Here is a 17,158-nt window from a genome sequence, read left to right on the forward strand (position 1 = left end):
CTCACCTCAGTCTGCGCTAACACCAACTTCCATGGCAACGCGTTCGCCGTTTACAGAATCCACTTGCTTAGGCTCCTGAATACGAACTCGGTCAGTTGCAATGCTGGTTTCATCGTCGGCATTAACCAGCGCGTTTCGCACTGCTTCTGCGCGCGCATTGCCAATGTCTTGAAGCTCAGCCTGTGAAACCGACTGTGCAGCAATAATCTGCTTGGCCAGTTGGTTGCGATAGGCCAGAGCATCGAAGCTAGGTTCGTCCGCTGAGTCTTCTGGTTCTTCAGTGAAATACTCTTTTAAGGCCGTCAGGCTGGTTTCCGAGTAATGGTTGATAAACATGGCTTCAACAATGTCCTGATTCGACTCGGCGGTAAGGCTGGCGTCACTGTTTTCGCGGTTTTCTTCAGTAAGGCGCTGCTGTAAGGCTTTTATGGCCTTTTCGCGTTGCAGGATAGGGCCATCGAAATCCTGATTGAAAGGGCCGGCGAGTTCCAGAATCAGATTCGGGCGCTCATTCAAGGCTTCGCGCAGCTTGGCAATGCGCTGGCGCTGAGGTGGAAGCAACTCGCTGCGGCCTGCTGCAAACTCAACCTTGCCAAGGTCTTCTGAGTCGGCGCCAATCAGGTTTGCCAGAAAACGGAACGGCGCAGTAACCACTGACGTAATAGCGTTGCCTACTGCCTGTTGGATAATTTTTCCGAAGTCGAATTGCGGGTTATCCACATTACCGCTCACCGGCAGCGTAAGGTCAATCACACCGTTACTGTCCTGCAACAAGGCAATAGCCAGGTTCAGTGGCAAGTCCATAGCATTGCTGGACTCCATCTTCTCGCCAAGTTTCAGGTCATGAAGTAGCAGGTTATTTTTGCCGTCAAGTTGGTTCTCGTTCACGGTATAGTCGAGGTCGAGATCCATGGTGCCGCCTTCAATTTTACGACCGGCAAATTCCACCGTGTACGGCGAGTATTCAGGTATCTGAAGGTTACGGAAGATAACGTGAATACTTGTTTGCCGCATGGGATGCCAGGCGTGTATTTCACCCTCAACTTGCGCCAGTCCAAACTCTGCTACCTCGCCTTCAAGATTAACGCGCGCCGGTTCAGCCGAGCTTGAGCTTAAGGTAGATATATCGCCGCTCAAAGTGTGAATGCGGGTTGCGAAAGGCAGCGGCAGTGAATTATCGGCAAAGTGCAAAGCACTATCGCTTAGCTCAATGCCTTCAATAGTGATATTGAATGGGTTTGCTGGTTCGCTTTCTTCTGTATCGGTGCTTTCCGGGCCACTAACTACCAGTTGCCCAAAGTTGGTGCTTTTGTCCTCAAAGATAACCACTCGTCCGGTTAGTGCCTCAACATTGATTGGTGCCGTGGTTAGCTGCTTATCGGCCAAATCTAGCTTGAGCTGTTCGGTTTGAAGCCGTTGCCAGCCGATAAGTGTCTCACTATTCGAGCCTTCGCGTATGCCCAACGAATCGACGCTAACTGAGCCATCGAAAGCAAAAGGCTGTTCGGCGTTTGTGTGTAATTGCCCATTAACGGTTACTGTTCCGCTATCCAATTGAACGTTCACGAACTGCTGCAGATAAGGTTCGGCTTGTTTTAATGCAAGTTCAGTAAAACTAGCGTTGGCTTCCAACGTGAAGGTGGGTAACAGTTGCACGCTGCCATTGAACTCAAGCTTGCCTCCGTCGGCCACTTGCGCGTTCATAGTTACCGGAAAGCTCATGCCTTCTTGCAGTGAGAAATCTTCTACCGACAAGCCAATATCCTGCAGTGCCAGCGACACCTGAGTTGGCTCATCGTCATTGGCGCTCGGAAGGTTGTCAGCAAAGCGCACAACTCCACCCTCTACCTGCAGCTCGTTAATTCGTAGTGCTGGCAGCGGGGCGGGTTCGTCAGCGGTTTCTTCGGTGCTGTCCTTTGCGGCCAGCCTAGTGAAACGCGTTTCACCGGAAACAAAGCGCTCTTCCTGAATAACCGGCTGCTTCAGCTGAATGGTTTCGATGATCCAGGCCTGGTTAGTTATGCTCGACCAGGCAAGATCAACAAACAGTTGGTCCCAACTCAGCAACTGCCGATTGTCTGTATCATCAAGTTCAACACCGTTAATGCGTAGAGTTAGTGTGTAGGGGTTGGTTTGTACTGACTCTATGCGCAGTTCGCGGCCAAAGTCTTCCTTCACGGTACTCTGCGCCACGCTCTGAATTATCCATGGTAAGCCGAAAAATCCCAGCAAGGTGTACACAATAACCAGCACCAGCAGCCAGAACCGAATTCGGCGTGGCGACGCCCATTTTGTTCTTACATAGCTACCGAATTGGTTGAGTGAACTGCTGTGCATAAGTCAGCCTTTGTTGGAATGAACAATACTGCACAGTGTAGACGGACTTAATAGGCGCGTCATTGTTACTCGAGCTAAATTGGTAAGTGTCCGGTTTTTACCAAAATAACAGTTTCTTTATCAACAAACGGATGATGCGTACTCATGTGCGGGTTGCGCAGCCAGGTTCCAGTGGGGTAGCGACCGTGCTCGTCACAAAACTCCCCGGATAGAACCAAGATTTCCTCGCCGCCCATATGCCTGTGTGGTTTAAAAACTTCGTTAGCCGGCCATTTCACCAGTGCTACGTGTTCGGTACCGTGGCTATGTAGCGGCATAACTTTTAGTCCGCCATGGCCCGGCAGCCAGTCCGTTGTGTTGGTATTAATCCGCACGCTGACTAAATCGTCGGGTTGAAACTGGTGAAGTTTCACCAGAAGTTTGCAACCTTGCTCGCTAAAAGGTGCATGCTCGCTGCCTGGTGGGTTACGAATATAAGTACCAGCACCATAGTCACCGTTTTCGTCTGAAAAAACGCCTGCAAGAACAAATATTTCCTCACCGAGAGGGTGCTGATGGGTTTTAAAAGAGGCACCTGGTTTGTATTCAACCAGACTAGTGGCGCGGCCGCGTTCGGCTTCCTCGCGCTCTAACAATTTACGACGAACGCCTGCGGCAGGGCTGTCCACCCAATCTTGTTCGCTGGTTTTTATAACAACGCGTTTGGAGAAGTCTAAATTTAACATGAAATATATCTTACCTTAGTAAAACGTAATTGCATTTACGTAAAACACATACTCATTAGTTCACGCCACAGTGGTGCGCGCAGGAATTAGTTACATCCACAGCACGCTAAGTGAGAGCAGTAGCATAAATGCACTTAAGAAAATCGCACCATAAAGAACGCAGGTTAAGCCGAATTTCAGAAAGGTTTTTACCCAGCCCTGTTGGTAGTAAAACTTCTGGCAGAGGAATAAATACAACGGAATCCAGTACAACACCACCCATTCTAGCCAGCCGACAATGCTGGCTAGCCAAGGTATAGCGATGGCGTCTCGAAAGGCCCCAAGTAATAGATAAAATATGCCCACCTGCAAAATAAAGCTGTGGCTATTCAAAGCCATAATCAGGTGTTCCATATAATAGCGGTCGGAACGTATATATAGAATCTTTAACAACAGGGCAAACAATGGTAGTAGTAAAAACATCATTTGCGGCGCCAGTGAAAAAAACTTATTCGTTGCCAGTTCCGGGTTAGCAACAACGGCGCTGAATTGCCGGTTCACGCGCTGTTGCGCAGTTTCTGATAGGAACGGCATTTCCAGCGTGAACTGTTCGTTACCATCGGCATTTTTTATCGGAACCGGAGTTTCTTGCGGCAACTCTATTTCGGTGGTCTCTGCTATTGCATTCTGCTTTGCAGTGTCACTAACCACTTGCTCTGCGTTAATTACTGCCGGTTCTGAGTCGCTGGACGGGTCGGGTACTAATTGCGCCAGAATTAAGAAGGCAATAATAGAAGTAAACAAGTACATGCGTAGCGGCGGTACAAAGGGCACCCGGTGCCCCTGTACATAATGGCTACTTAAATAACCTGGACGAAACCACAAAGGGAACAGTGTGCGCCAGAGCCGGGCGTCCCAGTTACTGAACTCACCCAAAAACTCTGTTACCACCCCAGCCAGGTTGCGAATATAGCTTTTCTTTTCCTGACCGCACCGATGGCAGAACTTACCGTGTAAGGTGGTGTAACAGTTATCGCACTGCTGTTCCGAGGTTTCCATATTATTCCACTGGTTTTAAACGCGCTTTAGCGGCTAGCTTAGCACTCATTTTTCCGGTTGCAGCCCAAACACATAGAGCGCCCCAGGCTATCACCGATAGGCCGGCGGGAACATTTAGCACGGCAATTTTAACCAGGTGTTTGCGGTTAAAAAATACGGCCAGAATCGCTGGTAAAAACCATACTGCCAGAAATAGCACACCAAAAATGACTAGTGAAATAGGGTCGGCGTCCTGCACAGCGCTAAAGTAATTTTCTAAAATTTCCATTGGTTAATCCTTTAAAGTTGAACGTTGGTAAGTGTGGACAATTTCGATTTAAGATCGGCAACTTGTGCTGCTTTACCTTTTTGAACCACGGTTTCCACCGTGTTCAGTGCACTAAGATCTGCCACGGGGTTAGCCGTTAACACAATAAAGTCGGCGGCAAAGCCCGGGGCCAGTTGACCCGTGTCAGACAGTCCTAAATGTTGAGCGCCGTTAACTGTTGCCAACTGCAGTACCTGCCAGTTATTCAGGCCGGCTGCTTTGCTTAATTGCAGCTCGCGCAAATAAAAGGGTCCGCTGGCAACGCTGTCAGTGCCAATAGCTAATGGCACACCCGCATCGTATAACCGTTTAAATAACTGCTGCACCTTTGGCAACTGTTGCTTGGCTGCAGCAAAGTCTTCGGCGGTCCAGTCATAGCTTGGAGCTGCCATAGTGGCACGCCAACGACTACGAAACGTTGGGTGAAATATCCACATGTCCTGTTCCGAGTATAAGGCATCTAGTTCGTGTGCATAGTAAAATAACTCGTTGACTACCATGGTGAAATCTACATGCGTTTGCTGTTCAGACAAGGTGCTGAATAATTTCTGCATGGGTTCACTGTCATAGTCGGCATGCTGGAACCAGCTGTAGATAAATCTTTGGTTCAAAGGGTTTTCCCGCTCTGCTTCATAAGTTGCTTTGGCGGAGCCAGTTAATAGTTCAGGGCTGGTCGGCAGGGCATGGGTTAGCGCATCAATACCCAGGTCAGCCGCATATTGCCAGCTCACCTTGTCCAGGTGGGCTACGGTTTTTAGCCCCGCAGCTTTGGCTAAGCGGTTGCCCAGTGCTACTTCGTCTTTATTCAGGCCGGTGTAAAGTTTGATGTAGTCTACGCCAAGCGATTTTTGGCGGAGTATTTCTTCCTGCCATGCGGTCTCGTTTTGCGGGTACACTGAACCTGCCACTATTGGGGTGGGTTCGAATATGTAGCCGGCATAAGTCAGCTCAGGCCCAAGCCAGTCACCAGCTTGCTGATGGCGGGCATACTGTGCATTGGCTTCCGGCTCGCCGGCAGGGCTAAAGGCCGTGGTAACACCGGTGGCTAGGGTGCTGAGCGCGTGATAACGGGTTATTTCGTTGTGACCTTTCATGGTCAGCACGGGTTGGTCGTCCTGCATCTCAGCTCTGGGCGGTCCTGCGGTCAAATGCAGGTGCACGTCAATCAGGCCGGGTAAAACATACTGATCCTGTAAATCAATCTGTTGCTCAGCAGCGGGTAAGTTAACCTGGCCGTTTTGTTGTTGCCCCATATTGATAATGCGGTCGCCTTTTACCAGCAACCAGCCATCGTTCAGCTGCTGTTCGGTGGCTGGATTAATTAAGGTCGCGTTGTGATAAAGCACAGTGCCTTCTTGCTCATTCGCCTGTTCGCTAGCATCAGCGACCGAAATCGACAGGCAGGTTAGCAAGCATAATAATAGTGAGTTTTTCATAGTAACTTTCCTGATGTTTGGTGTGTTTGCCTGTTAAGTCGGTGCACTGCCGTGTGCTGTTACAGAATTTATTTTATTTTTTTGTGTAACACTTTGCCGGGTGGGGCAGACTAGTCAGATAAGCACGATGAGAGAAGATGAGAACTTGTGCGCGAGAGCAGAAGCAATTTAGCAGCGAGGCTGTTTTGACCATACTTGATACCAACGCGATAACGCCGGAAGCGTTTTTACTGCAGTTATGGCAGCAAAACCATCAGGCCATCAGCCGCACTTTGTTGGCTTCTGAAGCAGACCCAGCCGCTCGGCAGGATCTAAAACAGGATATTTTCATGGCGCTGCATCAATCAGCGGCGCGTTTGCAGGCCGCTGAAAATCCGCGTGCTTACTTGTTCCGCATTATGCATAACGTGACGGTAGACCACATTGCCCGGGCACAACGGAATAAATGGCAGCCGCTAGACGAGCACATTCAGCAAACCTTGTTGGATGACTGCCCCTCAGAACAAGTTGATGAGCAGCTACAAAACCAGCAGTTAATGCTGGCCGTGCAGAAATTATCACTGGCCAATCAGCAGGTCATTTTGCTGGCGCTGGAAGATTTGGATGCACCTGAGATCGCAGATATTTTGCAGATCAGCCAGGGTGCGGTAAGGGTGCGGTTAAATCGCGCCAAAACAGAACTTATGGAGTTGATGCAACATGGCTGATGACTTTGACTTTGAAACACTGGCAAAAAGATGGCAACAACAGCAAACCCCAACTGATGGCACGCCGGGCGCCGAGGATTTAGCTCAGGCAAGCCGCCGCCAACGTAAACAACGCGCGCTAATGTACATTGAATGGCTGGGTGCTTTGGTAATGGAGATAGCTGCTGTGTGGTTGTTGCTGGCCATTCCGGGTTGGCTTGGGTATTTATCAGCGGCGTTTTTAATGCTTGGCGCGCTTAGTACATTTTATGTCAGTCGGCAGGTGCACCGGCCAATACTGGCGTATGACAACTGGAGCAGCAGCGGATTATTACAATTTCGTCGTCGCACCTGCCAGCTTAGCCTGCGTTACTACCGTTACACCCAGTTTTCTTGTGCGGCACTGATACTCTTTTCGGCGCTACTCTGGCTGCTGCACTGGTGGCAACCGGCTGAAGTCGCAAGTCACTTGCTGCTGTTTTACAGCGTGCTGGTGTCGCCGTTATGCCTGATAGCAATTTACCAGTTGCAGCAAAAAATACGGCAGAAAGCCGTTGAGCTACAGCAATTGTCGGCGTTAGCGAAAGACTTTGAGCAAGACCACTAGTTTTAACGGTTCGCACTCGGCACAAGCTCCCTATTCATCGAGTGTTTACGCTTTATTTACACCGGTGCTCACGCCGGAGCAGCTATACCCAACTAGGCTTAAAGAATAGGCTTACAGGCTCTTGGGAGTAGCAATGGATCTGAAAAGTGGGTATCCGTTTTGGGCCATGAAGAATGGTCTTATGTCGACATTTCCGGCTCTAAAATCCGATATAAACTGCGATGTGGTAGTGATTGGCGGCGGTATTACCGGCGCCTTGATTGCTGACGAACTCGTGGCCGGCGGCTTCTCAACCACTGTGGTGGAGCAGCGTGATATCGGCTGGGGTAGCACCTCAGCCAGCACCGCCTTGCTGCAATATGAAATTGATACGCACTTGTCGGATTTGGTTAACTGGTATGGCGAAGAGAACGGTGTGAAAGCTTATCAGGGCTGTGCCGATGCTATTAACTCGCTCGCTGATCTTGCTACCGAAGTGGGTGACGTAGATTTTGCGCGTCAGCAAAGCCTATATTTCGCCAGCCAGCCTAAACACGAGCATGTTCTGCACAATGAGTTCACGTTGCGCCGCAACCATGGCTTTAAAGTTGACTGGCTTGAAGCTGATGCGGTGCAGGAACGCTATGGATTGTCCTCGTCGGGGGCCATTTTGACCCATCATGCAGCCCGCATTGACCCGTATCGTATGACCTATAAGTTGTTGGACAGGGTAGTTTCGCGCGGTGGGCAGGTATTTGATCAAAGTACTATTGAGTCAATCACCCCAAGCGACACCGGCGTTACGTTGCGCACTGAAGAAGGTGCTCAAATTAGCTGTAAGTATGTGGTAATGGCAGCTGGTTATGCCTCGCAAAAATGGTTGAAGCAAAAGGTTTCTGAGAATCGTAGCACCTATGTGTTCATTACCGATCCGCTGGATGAAGATGTACTGGGGCAACTTGCCAATACCATGATGTGGGAATCGGCGCGCCCCTATTTGTATTTCCGGAGTACCGGCGAAGGTCGCTTATTGGTGGGTGGCGAAGACGACGATATTGACATTCCCGCGCGGCGTGATGACCGCGTGGAAAGCAAATGCCAAAAAATGGTGGCGCGTATGTCCGAGCTATTTTCAGGCCTTGAACTACAGCCTACCTTTTCCTGGGCGGGTACCTTTGCTGAAACGTCCGACGGCTTACCGTTTTTTGGGTCCAACGAACAATACGGTCCACGTGTACTGTTCGCTATGGCCTACGGTGGCAACGGTATTACCTACAGCATGATAGGTGCGAAATTGCTCCGTGACCAAATTGAAGGAACGGAGCATGAATTAACAAAACTGTTTTCGTTTGACCGCGTTGACTAGTTTTTACGAACTGACAACGCGGCGGCATATCTACTAACTTGAACAGCATATGATTGTGTTCAAGTTTAACTAATTACTGCAACACATTTCCCCTCATCGTAAAAACGTCCATATAGCTCCTGAACATGTGACAGTTAAATAAATGTTTGCATTTATACTGTATGACACCTAGTATACAAATTACTGTGTAACGCACAGTATGTAATACACAGTATAAATAAGGACACACTATGGCTACTGCACCACTGGATAAACTCAAGCTAGAACTGCGCCGCGGCGTACTGGTTCTAGCTGTTCTAGCTTCTTTGCGTGAACCTCATTATGGCTATTCACTGCGTCAGCAAATGCAAGATGCTGGCGTGGATATTGATGAAGGTAGTTTATATCCGCTCATCCGAAGATTAGCTGAGCAAGGGTTACTTGAAAGTGAATGGAAGCAAGGTGCAGGGCGTGAACGGCGTTATTACCAATTATCAACGCTGGGCGCGGAGCTATTAGAACAACTAACCCAGGAGTGGACCTCGCTCAACAGCGCGATTGGCCCCCTACTGTTGGGCAAAACTGATGAGGAGCAACACTAATGGATATGGTCGAACGTTATATAGCCGCTGTGCAGCGCGAGTTGCCAGAAAAAAAGCGCGATGATATTGGCCGCGAATTGAAGTCCAACATTCTGGATCAGATCGAAGCATTAGAAGCACAGCAAGGTAAAATATCTGATGATGAGGTAGCTGAACTGCTCAAGACAATGGGACACCCTCGTAAGGTAGCCCTGCAGTTCTGTCCACCAACACCGCTGGTAGTCACGCAACTTATGCCGTTGTATTTGCTTACGCTATATATGGTGCTTGGTGTGTTGTTTGTGATTTCAACCATTGAAATCACCGGTCGCTGGCTTGGTGGTGCCGAAATGGGCCTGCTATTGTTCATGAAAGCCTTGGCAAGTGATTTCCTCAACAATGCTTACTTTGCTTTTACGGCAATTACTATCGGTTTCGCGGTGATGAGCCGCGATCGGAAGCGGGACACTGCGGACGTTGTCGAAACCTGCAAGTGGAGTCCCGAGAAGCTCCCGAGCGCAAACAAAAGCTGGCAGCATATTAGTTTACAAGACATCTTCACTGAACTTGCAACACTGCTGTTTTTAGTGATGTTGATTTGGTATCCACTATGGCAACCAGACAGCCGCGCGCAGAGTATTTTTACCGCGGAAACACTGACTATTTTAAGCTGGTTTACCCCCGTGATCGCAATCGCTATTGCACATAGCTTATGGCAACTACGCACAAGGTTATGGAGCCGTAATATGCTGATGCTTAACATAGCCGTGAACGCCGCGTTCTTAATCGTTGCGATATGGTTAATGCTAAGTCCTGTGGTGGAAATCAATGAGAACGTATGGCGAGGGGAAGTGGCCATCGCAATTATTGAGCGAAGTGTTCAGGTTACCATGTTGGTAATTGCACTTATCGTGGCTTATGAAATTATCCGCGATATACGCCGGCTGCTTCGCCTGTAGCTAAACGAACTAACCCTCACGTTTCTCGCGAGCACGCGTTGAAAAGTTAGGCAAGTTCCAGGAAAACAATATTGATTTTCGCGTTTGCAGGGCGGTTATGGTAAAACTGTAAAGAGCAACAATTAACCAACAAAGCCAAGGTTGCTCACTGCGGGAGAAATCACTGATGAGTATTCAGCTGTTAAGTAAAAAAAGCACCCTCAAGTTATGCTCTCTGGCGCTAATCACGTTAGGGGTAAGTGGTTGCGGTAGTATGTACGAGGAGCATCAGCGCGCTAGCGCGATACAATCGCAAGCTTACCTGGCGCGTGCACTAAGCGAATATCAAAATGCCGGTACTACCCGCGGCGACCTTTGGCAAATGCCCAGCGGCCAATCAGTTAGATTTGAAGAGCGGCTGAGAGCCCATGCGGATACCGATTTAGAAAGTTATTTGAATCCTGGAAATTCGCAGGCTGTCGGCTGTAACCTGGATGCGGCGACGCGTGATTGGGTGGTGTATCAAGTGAGCTCGGAACAGCTAAGAGCTTCGCGTGAAGCTGAAGCCAAGCTTGGCACACGCACACAATCACCGGCCGAAGTTACGATAATTAGCGGGAACTGCCGCCAGGGTAAGCTCGAGGGTAATTTTGTCGCACTATATCGTTATGACTACAGTTTCCTTAGCCCAAACATGTCCAGCAGCACCCAAATGATTGGGCGCTCCGAAGGCACCATGAAAAATGGCGTACCCCATGGTGAGTTGCGTGCAACCAACAGAGACATATCTAGTTTTAGTTTCTCTCCTGAACCACGAACCATTGATCAGCATTTAATCAGTGACTTTAACAATGGCGAACGCGTAGGCAGTTCGGTGAATTTAGCGCGTACTAGCAGTGGTGATGTTTTGACTGTTACCGAGGTCATCAGTGACCGCCGCCAACTCGGCTTGAGCTGGATGCAAGGCGTGCCAAATACTCGTTATTTTCTACTTGATGGCAAAATTGACGGTTATATGCAATTTGCGAATGCCATGCTCAGTGATAGCCCAACGTGCTATCGCCTTGGTGAGCAACTAACCAGTAACTCTTATTGTGAAAGCATTAAAAATGATTTGGAAGCGCTGGTAGCTCAAAGCTATTATGACTAACACAGTGAATTAGCAACGTGCATGGAAGGCCGATATCAGATTTCTCTGGCATCGGTCTTTTTTTGTGCCCGATAAATCGGTATAGCGCCTTAAGCACCCATTAATTAATCAATCCATTTGCCCTTTAATCTCGTTTTAACGGGCATGACCCCAGAACTCGCCTCTCCATGATTAATGTTGTTTGGTTCAAGCGCGATTTACGCCTGACCGACCATGCTCCGCTGCTGGCAGCCCTGCAAGCAGCAAAGCCTGTGGTGCTGCTGTACGTAGTTGAGGATTTCCTGCTCGAAGATTCTCACTATAGTGAACAGCATTGGCGTTTCATTTGGCAGTCATTAATGGCCATGCAACAACAGCTGAACGGGTATAAGCATGAGTTGTGCATTTGCGCCGGGCAGCTATCAGGTATCTTGAATCAACTACGCACTAGCCATGGCATCGACACTATTTATAGCTATGAAGAAGTCGGTATAGCCAGCACCTTTGCCCGCGATAAAGCGCTCGCGCGTTGGTGTAAAAAGTATGGAGTTAACTGGCAAGAATTTCCTTACGGGGCAGTGCAGCGAGCTTTACGGAACAGAAAGGGCTGGCAGAAACGGTGGCACACAGTTATGCAGGCGCCGCTGGAAACTCCAGCTAAAGCTCTTTGGCAGCAGGCCCAGGTGCTCACTGCTGCGGAGGCAGGTTTGACACAGATGACGCCGCCACGAAGCTGGGTGACTGCCGATGAACAACGGCAAGCGGGCGGGGCTAAGCAAGCATGGCGAGTTTTTAATGATTTCTTTGCCGGCCGCGGCAAACGTTATCATTTGGATATATCAAAGCCGGGGCCGAGCCGGCTTAGCTGTTCGCGGCTATCGCCTTATCTGGCCTGGGGTAACCTAAGCGTTCGTGAGGTGTGGCAGTACGCCTTCGCTAACAAGAGTAAGTTAGGGGCTAGACCATGGCAGGCTTTCAGTTCACGTTTACATTGGCGTTGTCACTTTGTGCAAAAATTTGAAAGCGGGCATGGCATGGAGCTGGAGCATTTTAATCCGGCGTATAAAGACTACCCGTACCGCAGTGATGCCAAGGTTGAGGCAGACCTAACCGCCTGGCAGCAGGGCAATACCGGCATTCCCATGGTGGATGCCTGCATGCGTAGCCTTAATCAAACTGGCTTTTTGAATTTTCGCATGCGTGCCATGCTGGTGAGTTTTTTAAGTCACCATCTGAATATCGACTGGCGCCTCGGGGCGCCCCATTTGGCGAGAACCTTTCTTGATTTCGAACCGGGCATTCATTATCCGCAACTGAATATGCAAGCGGGGGTAACAGGTATTCATACCATCCGTATTTATAATCCGCTGAAGCAAGGTCAAAAGCAGGATCCTGAAGGTGACTTCATTCGGCAATGGGTGCCGGAGCTTGCGGAGGTGCCCGACGCGCTAGTGCATCAACCATGGGAACTTACCGACATGGAACAGGCAATGTATGGATTTACTCTGGGCAAGAATTATCCGACTCCAATAGTGGATCTTGAAGCCGCCGGGCGTGAAGCCCGTGAACGTTTATGGTCATGGCGAAAAAGCCCGCAAGTACAACAGCACAGCGCCCGTTTATTGGCTACGCATACCAAGCCTCGTCGATGACGAAGGAACTTGTCTTGAACAATTTTAGTGGAAAATACTTGTTCTAAAAGGCATGCTCATGAACTTGTATAAATTTTAAAATAGGAAGTCGTTGTGATTAGTCTCAAGAAGATACTGACAAGTTTGAACCTTGCCCCATTAGCTGTTGCGCTAAGTTTTTTCCTTGCTGGGTGCAGCGGAACACCAACTGAGGTAACCGCGAAGCCGTTGCAATGGACGAATACTGAAACAGTTCAAATGCAGCTCCGCTCGGGCGAACTCTCCAGCGTGGATTTAGTGCAGCACTATCTTGATCAGATCGCTGCGAACAATCACCAGGGCCATGATATTCGTGCGATTATTGAAGTAAATCCGGAAGCACTTGAGCTTGCCCGGCAATCGGATAAAGAACGTCAAAGAGGTCAGGTTCGTGGTCCCTTGCATGGCTTGCCGGTGGTATTGAAAGCTAATATTGCCACTAATGATGATATGGCCACTACCGCTGGTGCCTCAGTGATGAACGGTTTTATTACGACCAAAGATGCCGCGTTAGTAACCCAACTGCGCGATGCCGGCGCTATTATTCTGGGCAAAGCCAATCTATCGGAATGGGCCAATTTTCGCGGGCAGAACTCTGTCAGTGGTTGGTCTGGTCTTGGTGGCCAAACACGTAATCCCTATGTCCTGACGCATAATCCCTGCGGCTCTAGTGCTGGCTCAGGAGCCGCTGTTGCAGCTGACTTCAGTTTGCTTGCGGTGGGTACAGAAACAGACGGTTCGATCATGTGCCCGGCTTCGGTAAACGGTGTTGTTGGTGTGAAAGCAACGCGAGGTGCAGTATCAGGCTACGGCATTATTCCTATTGCTGCAGCACAGGACATTGCTGGGCCAATGACACGGCACGTTTTCGGGTCGGCTCTGCTGTTAGATGCAATGGCCACCATTGAGGCAAAAAGTCGTTACGGAAAATCCCTTGCTGAGGCCACGCAGCAGAGATTTACTGGTGAATCGGTGGTTGTGGTTCGCGCCTACGACGATCAATTTAACGGCGTCAAAGCAATGACTGATAACCTGGTTCGTGCTTTGGAGACCAAAGGGATTAGGGTTATTGAGGTGGATGAATGGAATTTACCAGATGAACTTTATGCTAGTGAGTTTGAGGTTTTGCTATACGAATTTAAACGAGATTTGACTAGTTGGTTAGCGGAATTTAAAGCGCCCGCCGCGGATATGCAGGCCGTTATCGATTACAACAATGCGAACGCAGAATCTGAGCTAGCGCTATTTGGGCAGGAATACTTTGAACAGGCTGTGGCTATTGATCTTGAGGATGCCGCTAAAAGTTATAACGATGCGTTATTTACCAGTCGTCGTTTGGCTGAAGTACACTTGAACCGTTACCTTAAAGAGCAAGGTGCAAGCGCTATATTGATGCCGTCCTACGGTCCGGCATGGCCAACACCGCCGCAAGAAGGTGCGGGTTTCAGCTTTGGAACTTCAACTGCCGCAGCTGTTTCAGGCTACCCATCGATTACGCTTCCGCTGGGACAAGAGGGGCCATTACCTTTGGGTCTAAGTGTAGTGGGATTACCCTGGAGTGAAGCCTCTTTGTTCAGTTTAGCGGCCATGCTCGAAGCGGAACTTGGTGGTTTTAGAGCACCGCAGTTTTTGCTGAATTTAGAAGCTACCAACTAGCGTTTATCGTCCCATCAAAGCGAACGAGTCCGAATCCAGAAGTTGGATTTGGACTGAGTTTCTTACTGTATTTATAAATATGAGGGGAATCCCCTATAGCCCATAATACAACACCTGTATAACACTGAAGGCCGTTTTTTAATCGGTTAGAACAGGTGAAGTCATGAAATCAATAATAAAACATAAATTAACTTCAGTATCACTTGCGGTGGCTCTAAGCCTTCCTGCTGCCTCTGTCTGGGCAAAGACATTCGATCCTAACCTTAGAGAAATAGTTACTGCTAGTAACAGTGATACTTTGCATCAAGTAATTATTACTTTCGATCAAGCAGGTGCGCCTACTTCTGAGCAGCTTACTTTCTTATCTAAACTTGGCGTTAACGGCGTGAGTTTGAGCCAACTTCCGATCGTAGGTGCGCTGGCTAATTCGGCGCAAATCGAGACGATTTATGCGCGAGATGACGTGTTATCCGTCTGGAATAATGAAGCTTTGGAATACGAAAATGATGGCGCAACAAAGCTAACTGGAGTGCAAGAGCTCCGCGGCGATCAGGACCTTCGTAAGAATGGGATACCCTATTCAGGACGAGGAATTGGTGTGGTCGTGAATGACTCGGGTGTCGATGGCACGCATAGCGATTTAATTTTTCCTGAGCATGTTGTTCAGAACGTGCTAGCACAAACAAATTTGCAGAGCTTCAGTGACTTATTACCTATTACCTATCGCGAGAACGTTGCGAATACAGATATTGGTGGTGGGCATGGTACGCACGTGGCAGGTACGGTTGGCGGTAACGGCGCAATGAGCAATGGCTTGCATGCTGGAGTTGCCCCTGGGGCCGACATTATCGGGTATGGTTCTGGTGCTGCATTATTTATTCTGGATACTTTGGGGGGCTTTGATTATGCCCTTACTCACCAGTTCGAATATAACATACGCGTGATTTCTAATTCATTCGGCAGTACCGCTGACACAGGCACGGACTTTAACCCTGACCATCCAACCAACGTCGCCTCAAAAGCGCTTGCTGATAATGGGATCATTACTGTGTTCTCCGCAGGCAACTCAGGTCCGGGTGAGTCGACTATTACAGGAAACTTCAAGAAAGCACCTTGGGTAGTTACTGTTGCGGCTGGTGATAAAGATGGCAACCTTGCCGATTTTAGTTCACGCGGAGTTGATGGCAAATCAGGAACCGCGACGGTAGATGGTATCGAGTATGTTTGGGAGGATCGCCCTACAGTCACAGCGCCAGGTGTTGATATTATTTCAGCCCGTGCTTCAACATCGAGTCTGGGGGGATTAAGTGCCTCAAAAGACGAAGAGTTGATTGCACCTGAACACTTGGCCTTTTACACCACATCAAGCGGTACCTCGATGTCTGCGCCGCACGTATCCGGTATTGTTGCCTTGATGCTGGAAGCGAATCCAAATCTTAACTGGCAACAAGTCAAACAGATACTGCAAGATACGGCAACAGTAATACCAGGACGCGAAGCCTGGGAAGTAGGTGCTGGCTATGTTAACGCTTACGCTGCGGTAAAAGCTGCAATTGAAATGGACGAACGATTTGGCGATACCACTAAACTTAATCGTGAATTTAATGCCAGCGCTAATGTTACAGAAGGGCAGAGTTTCACTCGCACCGTTGATTACACGGTTGCTGGTGAAAGCGATTTTGAAACCTTTGACGTTAATGACAGCACGTCACTTGTATTAGCGAGTGCAAATATTGAAAGTGGTACCGCATTCGTGCTGGAAGATCCTGCTGGAAACACCTACGGATCAGGTATAGGTTTGCCAGTGCTTGGTTCATCGGTGGGAACCTCGGCGCCGGGAATGCCGGGTACCTGGAAAGTATACGTTCGAGGTATTGGCAGCGTTAGTGGCGTATCGGTCGATCCTACGGGACTCACAAACGGTATTGGGCTTCCAGGTTCGGTTGATGTCAGTATCCGTTTATTAGAAACCAACGGTTACGACGGTATTGACGATGCCGCGGGTCATCCGGGTCGCGCTTTCATTGAGTATGCAATTAGCGAACGATTAATGGATGCAGAAGCTGACGGCTTCAATCCAGATGAGTCGGTAGCCAAACAAACTCTGGCTGATGTCTTAACCTTGAGCGGCTCGGTCCGTCAGGCTCAGGAAGGCAATAAGCAAATATACTTAGACTCAACATCAACAAATGCAGCAATGCTTAATGCGGTAAGTCAAAAAGGAGCTACTTTGAAAGACGCTGGCTATGATTTTGCTTCGGTATTGCCGGCAGAGTCTCCAGACTTTTTTGGTAGTGATGAATTGGTAACCCATGAACGTTTGGCGTACTCGTTGGTTCAATCGCTTGGTTTAGAATCTGCTGCGAAATCCTTTGATCCGGCTCAGGATGTTCAGGTTGTGGTTTTTGATCAGGTTGTGACCTTAAGTGATAGTGATAATATTGCACCAGAACTTAAGGGTTACGTACAAGTAGCTTTGCACATGGGTCTACTTAATGCGCAAATTAAAGTAGAGCAAGATGCGTTTGACCTTGAACCAACATTGACAGCAACTTTTGCTCCTGAGCGGCACTTTTCGCGCGCTGAGCTAGCTAAGGCAGTAACACGCTTACATCCGCTTATTAGTCAGTAATTATTCAAAAATTGTAGAGATAAGTCCGCGTGCTCGAAAGATTACGCGGACTTTTTTTATAGCTGCGAACAAGTTGCGCCGTCTTTCTCTCT

14 protein-coding genes are annotated in these 17,158 nt (G+C 48.9%); 9 read left to right on the forward strand and 5 right to left on the reverse strand.

Features of this window, described 5'->3' with window-relative positions; translation table 11 throughout:
* Positions 1-6 precede the first annotated feature (6 nt).
* The 5 genes from CCE91_RS00785 to CCE91_RS00805 all read right to left on the reverse strand — a co-directional run bounded on the left by CCE91_RS00785 (position 7) and on the right by CCE91_RS00805 (position 5,843).
* A complete protein-coding gene (locus tag CCE91_RS00785) occupies positions 7-2,337 on the reverse strand; it encodes a DUF748 domain-containing protein (protein ID WP_086433358.1) in 2,331 nt (776 codons plus the stop codon).
* A gap of 74 nt (positions 2,338-2,411) precedes the next feature.
* Positions 2,412-3,062 (reverse strand): cupin domain-containing protein, encoded by a 651-nt coding sequence (locus CCE91_RS00790; RefSeq protein WP_086433359.1) that lies wholly within the window; start codon positions 3,060-3,062, stop codon positions 2,412-2,414.
* Positions 3,063-3,152: 90 nt separating this feature from the next.
* Positions 3,153-4,100, reverse strand: a complete 948-nt coding sequence (locus CCE91_RS00795) for a DUF3667 domain-containing protein (RefSeq protein WP_086433360.1) — start codon at positions 4,098-4,100, stop codon at positions 3,153-3,155.
* A 1-nt stretch (position 4,101) separates the two neighbouring features.
* The gene (locus CCE91_RS00800) at positions 4,102-4,368 is read right to left on the reverse strand and encodes a superinfection immunity protein (RefSeq protein ID WP_086433361.1); all 267 of its coding nucleotides are present in this window, start codon (positions 4,366-4,368) and stop codon (positions 4,102-4,104) included.
* Between the two features lie 11 nt (positions 4,369-4,379).
* Positions 4,380-5,843: an amidohydrolase family protein gene (locus CCE91_RS00805; protein ID WP_086433362.1), complete on the reverse strand. Its 1,464-nt coding sequence runs from the start codon at positions 5,841-5,843 to the stop codon at positions 4,380-4,382.
* Between the two features lie 185 nt (positions 5,844-6,028).
* Between CCE91_RS00805 and CCE91_RS00810 the strand changes: the two genes are divergently transcribed.
* The 9 genes from CCE91_RS00810 to CCE91_RS00850 all read left to right on the forward strand — a co-directional run bounded on the left by CCE91_RS00810 (position 6,029) and on the right by CCE91_RS00850 (position 17,066).
* Positions 6,029-6,550 (forward strand): RNA polymerase sigma factor, encoded by a 522-nt coding sequence (locus CCE91_RS00810; protein WP_234996224.1) that lies wholly within the window; start codon positions 6,029-6,031, stop codon positions 6,548-6,550.
* Positions 6,543-7,136, forward strand: a complete 594-nt coding sequence (locus CCE91_RS00815) for a hypothetical protein (RefSeq protein WP_086433364.1) — start codon at positions 6,543-6,545, stop codon at positions 7,134-7,136. Before CCE91_RS00810 ends, CCE91_RS00815 begins: the two co-directional genes overlap by 8 nt.
* A gap of 133 nt (positions 7,137-7,269) precedes the next feature.
* Positions 7,270-8,481: an NAD(P)/FAD-dependent oxidoreductase gene (locus tag CCE91_RS00820; protein ID WP_086433365.1), complete on the forward strand. Its 1,212-nt coding sequence runs from the start codon at positions 7,270-7,272 to the stop codon at positions 8,479-8,481.
* Positions 8,482-8,711: 230 nt separating this feature from the next.
* The gene (locus CCE91_RS00825; protein WP_086433366.1) at positions 8,712-9,062 is read left to right on the forward strand and encodes a PadR family transcriptional regulator; all 351 of its coding nucleotides are present in this window, start codon (positions 8,712-8,714) and stop codon (positions 9,060-9,062) included.
* A complete protein-coding gene (locus tag CCE91_RS00830; protein WP_086433367.1) occupies positions 9,062-10,000 on the forward strand; it encodes an HAAS signaling domain-containing protein in 939 nt (312 codons plus the stop codon). Before CCE91_RS00825 ends, CCE91_RS00830 begins: the two co-directional genes overlap by 1 nt.
* Positions 10,001-10,166: 166 nt before the next feature.
* Positions 10,167-11,129 (forward strand): hypothetical protein, encoded by a 963-nt coding sequence (locus tag CCE91_RS00835; protein ID WP_086433368.1) that lies wholly within the window; start codon positions 10,167-10,169, stop codon positions 11,127-11,129.
* A gap of 167 nt (positions 11,130-11,296) precedes the next feature.
* Positions 11,297-12,760 carry an FAD-binding domain-containing protein gene (locus CCE91_RS00840; protein ID WP_086433369.1) on the forward strand — a complete coding sequence of 488 codons (1,464 nt, stop codon included), beginning with the start codon at positions 11,297-11,299 and terminating at the stop codon, positions 12,758-12,760.
* Between the two features lie 237 nt (positions 12,761-12,997).
* Entirely contained in the window at positions 12,998-14,434 is a 1,437-nt protein-coding gene (locus tag CCE91_RS00845; RefSeq protein WP_086433370.1) for an amidase family protein, read from the forward strand.
* Between the two features lie 298 nt (positions 14,435-14,732).
* Positions 14,733-17,066: a S8 family serine peptidase gene (locus CCE91_RS00850; protein ID WP_234996225.1), complete on the forward strand. Its 2,334-nt coding sequence runs from the start codon at positions 14,733-14,735 to the stop codon at positions 17,064-17,066.
* Positions 17,067-17,158: the final 92 nt, after the last annotated feature.

The organism is Pseudidiomarina planktonica, from assembly GCF_900177775.1.
Classification (GTDB): domain Bacteria; phylum Pseudomonadota; class Gammaproteobacteria; order Enterobacterales; family Alteromonadaceae; genus Pseudidiomarina; species Pseudidiomarina planktonica.

Excerpts from the sequence above, each read along its gene's own strand:
- CCE91_RS00825 (WP_086433366.1), top strand. The coding sequence starts at position 8,712 with ATGGCTACTGCACCACTGGATAAACTCAAGCTAGAACTGCGCCGCGGC.
- CCE91_RS00790 (WP_086433359.1), bottom strand. The coding sequence starts at position 3,062 with ATGTTAAATTTAGACTTCTCCAAACGCGTTGTTATAAAAACCAGCGAA.
- CCE91_RS00815 (WP_086433364.1), top strand. The coding sequence starts at position 6,543 with ATGGCTGATGACTTTGACTTTGAAACACTGGCAAAAAGATGGCAACAA.
- CCE91_RS00830 (WP_086433367.1), top strand. The coding sequence starts at position 9,062 with ATGGATATGGTCGAACGTTATATAGCCGCTGTGCAGCGCGAGTTGCCA.
- CCE91_RS00840 (WP_086433369.1), top strand. The coding sequence starts at position 11,297 with ATGATTAATGTTGTTTGGTTCAAGCGCGATTTACGCCTGACCGACCAT.
- CCE91_RS00805 (WP_086433362.1), bottom strand. The coding sequence starts at position 5,843 with ATGAAAAACTCACTATTATTATGCTTGCTAACCTGCCTGTCGATTTCG.
- CCE91_RS00795 (WP_086433360.1), bottom strand. The coding sequence starts at position 4,100 with ATGGAAACCTCGGAACAGCAGTGCGATAACTGTTACACCACCTTACAC.
- CCE91_RS00785 (WP_086433358.1), bottom strand. The coding sequence starts at position 2,337 with ATGCACAGCAGTTCACTCAACCAATTCGGTAGCTATGTAAGAACAAAA.
- CCE91_RS00800 (WP_086433361.1), bottom strand. The coding sequence starts at position 4,368 with ATGGAAATTTTAGAAAATTACTTTAGCGCTGTGCAGGACGCCGACCCT.
- CCE91_RS00820 (WP_086433365.1), top strand. The coding sequence starts at position 7,270 with ATGGATCTGAAAAGTGGGTATCCGTTTTGGGCCATGAAGAATGGTCTT.
- CCE91_RS00835 (WP_086433368.1), top strand. The coding sequence starts at position 10,167 with ATGAGTATTCAGCTGTTAAGTAAAAAAAGCACCCTCAAGTTATGCTCT.
- CCE91_RS00845 (WP_086433370.1), top strand. The coding sequence starts at position 12,998 with ATGCAGCTCCGCTCGGGCGAACTCTCCAGCGTGGATTTAGTGCAGCAC.